This window comes from Selenomonadales bacterium, from assembly GCA_017442105.1.
Classification (GTDB): domain Bacteria; phylum Bacillota; class Negativicutes; order RGIG982; family RGIG982; genus RGIG982.
Genome location: JAFSAX010000200.1, coordinates 1 through 6,858 on the forward strand (window position 1 = coordinate 1; position 6,858 = coordinate 6,858).

At 50.5% G+C, this 6,858-nt stretch carries 3 protein-coding genes and 1 pseudogene; 1 reads left to right on the top strand and 3 read right to left on the bottom strand.

The genetic code is table 11. The annotated features are described in order from the left end of the window. The 3 genes from asnB to IJN28_07835 form a co-directional block, all read right to left on the bottom strand. A partial coding sequence (asnB, locus tag IJN28_07825; protein ID MBQ6713675.1) for an asparagine synthase (glutamine-hydrolyzing) occupies positions 1 to 1,832 on the bottom strand: 1,832 nt, incomplete at its 3' end. Positions 1,833 to 1,949: 117 nt separating this feature from the next. Then, entirely contained in the window at positions 1,950 to 4,526 is a 2,577-nt protein-coding gene (clpB, locus tag IJN28_07830) for an ATP-dependent chaperone ClpB (protein ID MBQ6713676.1), read from the bottom strand. A gap of 285 nt (positions 4,527 to 4,811) precedes the next feature. After that, the gene (locus IJN28_07835) at positions 4,812 to 6,023 is read right to left on the bottom strand and encodes an OFA family MFS transporter (protein MBQ6713677.1); all 1,212 of its coding nucleotides are present in this window, start codon (positions 6,021 to 6,023) and stop codon (positions 4,812 to 4,814) included. Positions 6,024 to 6,713: 690 nt separating this feature from the next. On the opposite strand from IJN28_07835, the pseudogene IJN28_07840 reads away from it, so the two are divergent. Next, positions 6,714 to 6,858: pseudogene (locus IJN28_07840) on the top strand (UxaA family hydrolase).

The window sequence follows — 6,858 nt, forward strand, 5'->3', positions numbered from 1 at the left end:
ACGTGATAATGCTTGAGCCATGCATTGACTTGTATGATATAAGCAAAAATCTGCGGTGCGCCCATAAGCTGACCGAACCATGGGATATTCGCCGCCGACAGGTCGAGTCGCGCCAGCTCGTGCATCTTCGTATGATCGAAGAGCTGTGATGCAGGTTCGTTCGGATCGGCAAGGATACCAAGCGCACGCGACTTGACACACTGCGCATATTCGGGATGATGCGTCTTTGGATACGGGCTTTTCTTACGCCAGAGGATATCTTCTGGCAGTACACCTGCCATCGCATAACGCAGAAGACCTTTTTCGCGGTTGTTGTAATTTTTGTACTGCCACGGTACGTTCCACAGATATTCGACAAGACGATGGTCGCAGAACGGCACGCGCACCTCAAGACCGAATGCCATACTCATGCGGTCTTTGCGATCAAGGAGCGTCGGCATCCACCTCGTCAAGTTGAGATAGAACATCTTCCTCATTCTTGCTTCCTCATCTGTTTCTCCGTCTAGATACGGCACTTCGCGCACAGCCTCGCGGTAACGCATATCGAGATAGTCTAAAAGATCGATACGCTCCGTTACGGCAGGCGACAGCCAATCAAGGCGCATAGCGGCGCGCGGTGACCACGGGAACGTATCGGCATGGAGCATTTCTTCGCGATAGAACCACGGATACCCACCGAACACTTCATCGGCACATTCGCCCGACAGCGCGACGGTACATGTTTTTTTGATCTCACGGCAAAAGAGATAGAGCGACGCATCAATATCTGCCATACCGACAAGGTCGCGCGCCATAACGGCATCTTCGAGCGCATCTGCCATCTCCATATGGTCGATCGTCACCACTCGTGCATCGGTGTCAAAATGCTCGGCAACGCTCTTTGCCCATACAGCATCCGAATTCGGCTGAAAGCTGCTCGCCTTGAAGTATTTATCATTGTCGATATAATCAACGGAAAATGTCGTCAGTCTGCCGCGTCCCGCCCGCCTGTACGCTTCGGCAGACAGAGCCGTTAAGATACTCGAATCAAGACCGCCCGACAAGAACGTGCCGACAGGCACATCGGCAACGAGCTGACGAGCCGCTGTATCAATAACGAGTTCTCTGACACGCCTTGCCGTTTCCTCGAATGTGTCTGTATGCTCGTGGCTGGTGAGCGACCAGTATGCCCACGTACGCACGCCTTTTCTATCCGCGACCATCGCATGACCTGCCCGAAGTTCTTTCACACCGCGGAACACACCGACACCCGGTGTACGCGCAGGTGCCATGATGAAGATCTCCGCCAGTCCTTGTTCGTCAATGGCAGGCTCTATCATCGGATGCGCAAGGAGTGCTTTCAGTTCCGATGCAAAGAACAGGTGTTTGCCTCTCTCTGCATAAAAGAGCGGTTTGACCCCGATGCGGTCGCGCGCAAAAAAGACCTTCTGATCCTCTTTGTCATAGATGGCAAATGCAAAGATGCCGTTGAGCTTCTTGACGCAGTCTTCTCCGTATGCCAGATACGAGATGAGAAGCACCTCTGTATCGCTCGTCGTTTGAAACGTGTATCCGCGCGCTGTGAGTTCTCGTTTCAATTCCTGCGTATTATATAGCTCACCGTTGTATACGATAGTATACCTTTTGTCGCCTTGCCAGACATGCATCGGCTGCTTGCCATTTTCGATATCGACAACAGCCAGCCTTCTATGTCCCAAAAGCACCGTATCATCTGCGAAGTATCCGCCCGCATCAGGGCCGCGCGGTGTGAGCGTTTCTGTCATCTTCATCATGGCAGACAGTTCACCACTGAGGCCGCCTTCCCAATGTATCCAACCTGCTATTCCGCACATTTCATATCGCCTCCGCTTAATGAAAGAACGCTCTCGGTACCATAACGGTAAGAGAGCGTCCTGTTTCATTCGTATGGTTACACCATACGATATGCAATATACGTTTGTTTCGTGTTTTTACGCGCGTTCAAGTCGGATCGTTTCGCCATCTTTTGTGAGGCGGATCGTATCGCCTTCGGCAACCTCTCCGCGCACGATCATCTTGCTGAGCTGCGTTTCCACAAGATTGCCGATCAATCGGCGAAGCGGGCGCGCACCATACTGCGGCTCATAGCCGTTTTCGGCAAGTGTCGCAAGGACTTCTTCATCCCATACGAGCGTCATATCGACTTGTTTTGCCAAGCGTTTATTAAGATTTTCGAGAAGAATGCGCGCGATAGACTGTACTTCAGCTTTAAGGAGCGCGTTGAATACGATGATATCGTCGATACGGTTGAGGAATTCGGGGCGGAAATGCGCACGAAGTCTTTGCAAGACGAGTTCTTTTGCTTCGCCGAATTCCGATGCGAGGATATCTGCCGAACCGAGATTCGATGTCATGATGATGACTGTATTCTTGAAGCTGACTGTTCTGCCTTTGCTGTCCGTCAAACGACCGTCGTCGAGGATCTGCAAGAGAACGTTGAACACATCTGCATGTGCCTTCTCCACTTCGTCTAAGAGGATAACGCTGTACGGACGACGGCGAACGGCTTCGGTAAGCTGACCGCCTTCATCGTGACCGACGTATCCCGGAGGCGCACCGATGAGGCGCGATACGGAATGTTTCTCCATGTATTCGCTCATGTCGAGACGAACGATATTGCGTTCATCATCGAACAAAACTTCGGCAAGCGTTTTCGCAAGTTCTGTTTTGCCGACACCTGTCGGGCCGAGGAAAATGAACGAACCGATCGGACGGTCGGGGTCTTTGATCCCTGCACGTGCACGAATAATGGCATCGCTGACAGCCACGACAGCTTCGTCTTGACCGACGACACGTTCATGCAAAATCTCTTCAAGATGAGCCAGTTTTTCACGTTCGCCTTTCATCATACGCGTCACAGGGATACCTGTCCAACGGCTGACGACTTCGGCGATATCTTCTTCACGCACTTCTTCTTTGAGAAGCGTGTTTTCTTTTGCTTCATTGAGCTTTTCTTCTTCTGCCTTGAGCTGTGCCGTGAGCGCAGGGAGCTTGCCGTACTTGAGCTCCGACAGACGATTGAGGTCGTAATCACGTTCTGCCGTTTCCATCTCGCCTTTGATGGCTTCTATCTCTTTTTTCAATCCGCGGATACGAAGAATGCCTTCCTTCTCTGCCGTCCAGCGTTGTTTGAGCTCATCAGAGCCTGCACGAAGCTCTGCCAATTCTTCACCGATGGCAGCAAGCTTATCACGAGCGGAATCGTCGTCTTCTTTTTTGAGCGCCTGTTCTTCAATTTCAAGCTGCATGATACGGCGCAAGATCTCGTCAAGCTCGCTCGGCATCGAGTCGATCTCGGTACGAAGTTTTGCCGCCGCTTCATCGACAAGGTCGATCGCCTTATCGGGAAGGAATCGGTCTGCGATATAGCGGTCGGAAAGGACTGCCGCCGCAATGAGGGCAGAGTCTTTGATACGGACACCGTGATGAACTTCGTAGCGTTCTTTAAGTCCACGCAAGATAGAGATCGTATCTTCTACATCAGGCTGATCGACCAGCACAGGTTGGAAACGTCGTTCGAGTGCCGAGTCTTTTTCAATGTATTTGCGATATTCGTTGAGTGTCGTCGCACCGATACAACGAAGCTCACCGCGTGCGAGCATCGGTTTTAAAATATTGCCCGCGTCCATCGCACCTTCCGATGCACCTGCACCGACGACCGTATGAAGCTCATCGATGAAAAGAAGTATTTGGCCTTCCGACTTGGCTACTTCGTTGAGAACGTTTTTAAGACGTTCTTCAAACTCGCCGCGGAACTTCGCACCGGCAACGAGTGCGCTGAGATCAAGCGAATAGAGCGTTTTGTTTTTGAGCGATTCGGGCACATCACCTGCAACGATACGACGCGCCAAGCCTTCGACGATAGCCGTCTTACCGACACCCGGTTCCCCGATGAGAACGGGATTGTTCTTCGTGCGGCGTGACAATATCTCGATCGTACGGCGAATCTCCTCATCGCGACCGATAACAGGATCGAGCTTGCCGCTTTTTGCCTGCATCGTCAAGTCGCGTCCGTATTTTGCCAGCACTTGGCGTTCTTCATCGGGATTGTCGCTCGTCACATTCTTCCCTTGACGGAACTGCGATACAGAGCGCTGTACCATATCGCGCGTCAAGCCGAACTCACCACATAGCTTCACGACATCGTGGTCGCCGTCCTCCATCACAGACAAGAGAAGATGCTCTACACTGATGTACTCATCATGCATCTCTTGCGCAAGGCTCTCTGCCTTCGCCAATACGCGGATCATCGCCGAATTCATACGAAGACCGCTCTCCTGACCACGTACCGACGGCTGCTGCCCTAAAAGCTGTTCAAGCTTCGCCGACAAGAGCTTGAGATCAACATTCGACTGTGCGAACACCGCCCCCAAGATCCCGTCCGTTTCACGCGTAAGCGCAAGCATCAAATGACGCGTCGTGATCTCCTGATGATAATGCAGCGCAGCGATCTGCTGTGCTTCTTGTATAACAGCGAGTGAACGCTGTGTAAATTTTTCGTAACCCATAAGAAATCCCTCCTTTATTCATAAAAACTGCCTCCGATAAAAAACAAGAGACATTCGCCTCCTGTTCGCACCAAGTATGACGCACCTTCCAATGCGTCGATGCATCGGCAGCTTTGTCTTTATTATATTTGACTTTTTGACTTTTGGCAAGAGGTTTTGACCAATTTGTTGGGATATTTTTCTTTTTGATAATCTATCGTCTTATTATGCGCATAGACCTGCTCTGTTTATCCGTCTATACAAAAAAAGACCTGCTCAATAACGAGCAGGTCTGTCTTTTGTGATTTATTTTTTGCCTTTCAATTTCAAGATCAAGCATACGACCAAGCTTACTACGAAGCAGCCCGAGAAGAAGTAGAGGGTCAAGCCGTAGCTGTTCGTCTGTTCGTAGATGACAGAAAGAAGAAGCGGACCGACGATACCAGCAAGACCCCACGCCGTAAGGATACGACCGTAGATCGCGCTGAGCTGTTGTGTACCAAAGAGGTCGCTGAGGTACGCAGGCATACAGGAGAAACCGCCGCCGTAGCAGGTGATGATGATAAAGATGAGCGCTTGGAAGAAGAAGCTGTCCGTCACGCTTGCGAGCATATAGAACGCCGCGATCTCGATGACAAAGAACGTGATGTATGTATTCAATCGTCCGATGTAGTCGGAGATGGTGGACCAGCAGATACGACCTGCACCGTTCAACAGACCGATGATACCGACCATAGAAGCGGCTTCGAGCGGAGTCATCTTGATGACTTCCTGTGCCATCGGAGATGCTACCGACAACAGACCGATACCGCAGGTGATATTGGTGAACAAGATCCACCAGAGCGCACCGAAACGCCAATCGCGCATCGCTTCGCCTGCCGTATATTGACGAGCTGTAACGACAGGTGTAGATGCAGAAGCTTTTTTAGCTTCGCTTTCAGGAGCCTCTTTCGGAGGTTCGAGATAAAGAGAAGAAGCTGTCATCACAACGGCATAGACGCATCCCATAATAATGAAGTTCTGTACCAAACCGTATTTTGTGATCAACATCTGCATCGCAGGTCCTGCAATAAGACTGGCAAAACCAAAACCCATGATCGCAAGACCTGTTGCCAAGCCGCGATTATTTGGGAACCATTTTACAAGTGTAGAGATCGGTGTGATATATACGATACCGATACCGATACCACCCAGCACACCGTAAGCTAAGTACATCAATGTCAAGCTATTCTGACTGAGCGCGAACGCTGTGCCCAGAAGACCAAGACAGAATAACGCTGTACCGATAAGACCGCTTTTGCGCGGGCCGTTCTTTTCTACGAGCTTACCTAAGAAGCCTGCGGACAAGCCCAAGCACAAGATCGCCACAGAGAACGTCCAAGTAACTTCTTTTAAGGAGAAGCCCGTTGCTTCCATGATCGGTCTTGCAAGTACGCTCCAGGCGTAAACGCTGCCGATACAGATGTGGAGACCGATTGCTGATAACACGATCAGCCATTTGTTTTTCGTTTGTTGCATGTTAACACACTCCCTAACCAACATGATTCATAGTGAGCATTTTTACCCGAAAAAACAAAAATCGCCCGGGCTCAAATGCTTGCCCAGACGGTCGGCTAAATCACAATACAGTACACGTGGTGTAACTCCACTTGATCCGTCAGTACTGTATTGCTGTTTATGTGGTTACTTTGAGTATACTAGACATGAACTGCTATCGTCAAGACGGATTTGACTTATTTTTCACTTGTCGGTGTTTTTTTCTGTCGGTATCGTTTCCATATCCACCAAACGGCGATAAAAGCGACAACAACTACCATCGACCAAACGACAAGCTCCACATCGAACTTGTTGAGTATCTCGAGCGCCGCATCACCAAAATAGTAGATGATGATACCTTCTAAAAGGAATCTCTTCGCACGGCCGAAGAACGATGCCATCACGAACACCTTCATATCGACACGCAATGCACCTGCCGTGATACTGATGAACTTATACGGGATCGGTGACAACGCCGCCAAAAAGATCGCCCAGCCGATATTCTCGCGATGACTCTTCACGTACGTATTGATCTTCGTATAATGCTTCTCCGACATCATCTTACGCGCGGCAGGAAGCCCGAGCCGATTACCGATATAATATCCGACGAATCCGCCCGCCACCGAAACGAACGTAGCCAACAGACCGTAATGTATCGCATAAGACGGGTCTGCCATCGCAACGGGTCGTGGGGCTCCGCAGGGCTTCCCGTTCGTACCTGTTATCAAGATCACGGGCAGCCAGACGGCAGCAGAAAAAATGATCGACCATATCGATATGAACCTTGCGGCTGTTATCGATGGCGATGATACGATTC

What these genes read in the sequence shown, in the direction of transcription:
- clpB (MBQ6713676.1), bottom strand. Translation starts at nt 4,526, where the DNA reads ATGGGTTACGAAAAATTTACACAGCGTTCACTCGCTGTTATACAAGAA.
- IJN28_07835 (MBQ6713677.1), bottom strand. Translation starts at nt 6,023, where the DNA reads ATGCAACAAACGAAAAACAAATGGCTGATCGTGTTATCAGCAATCGGT.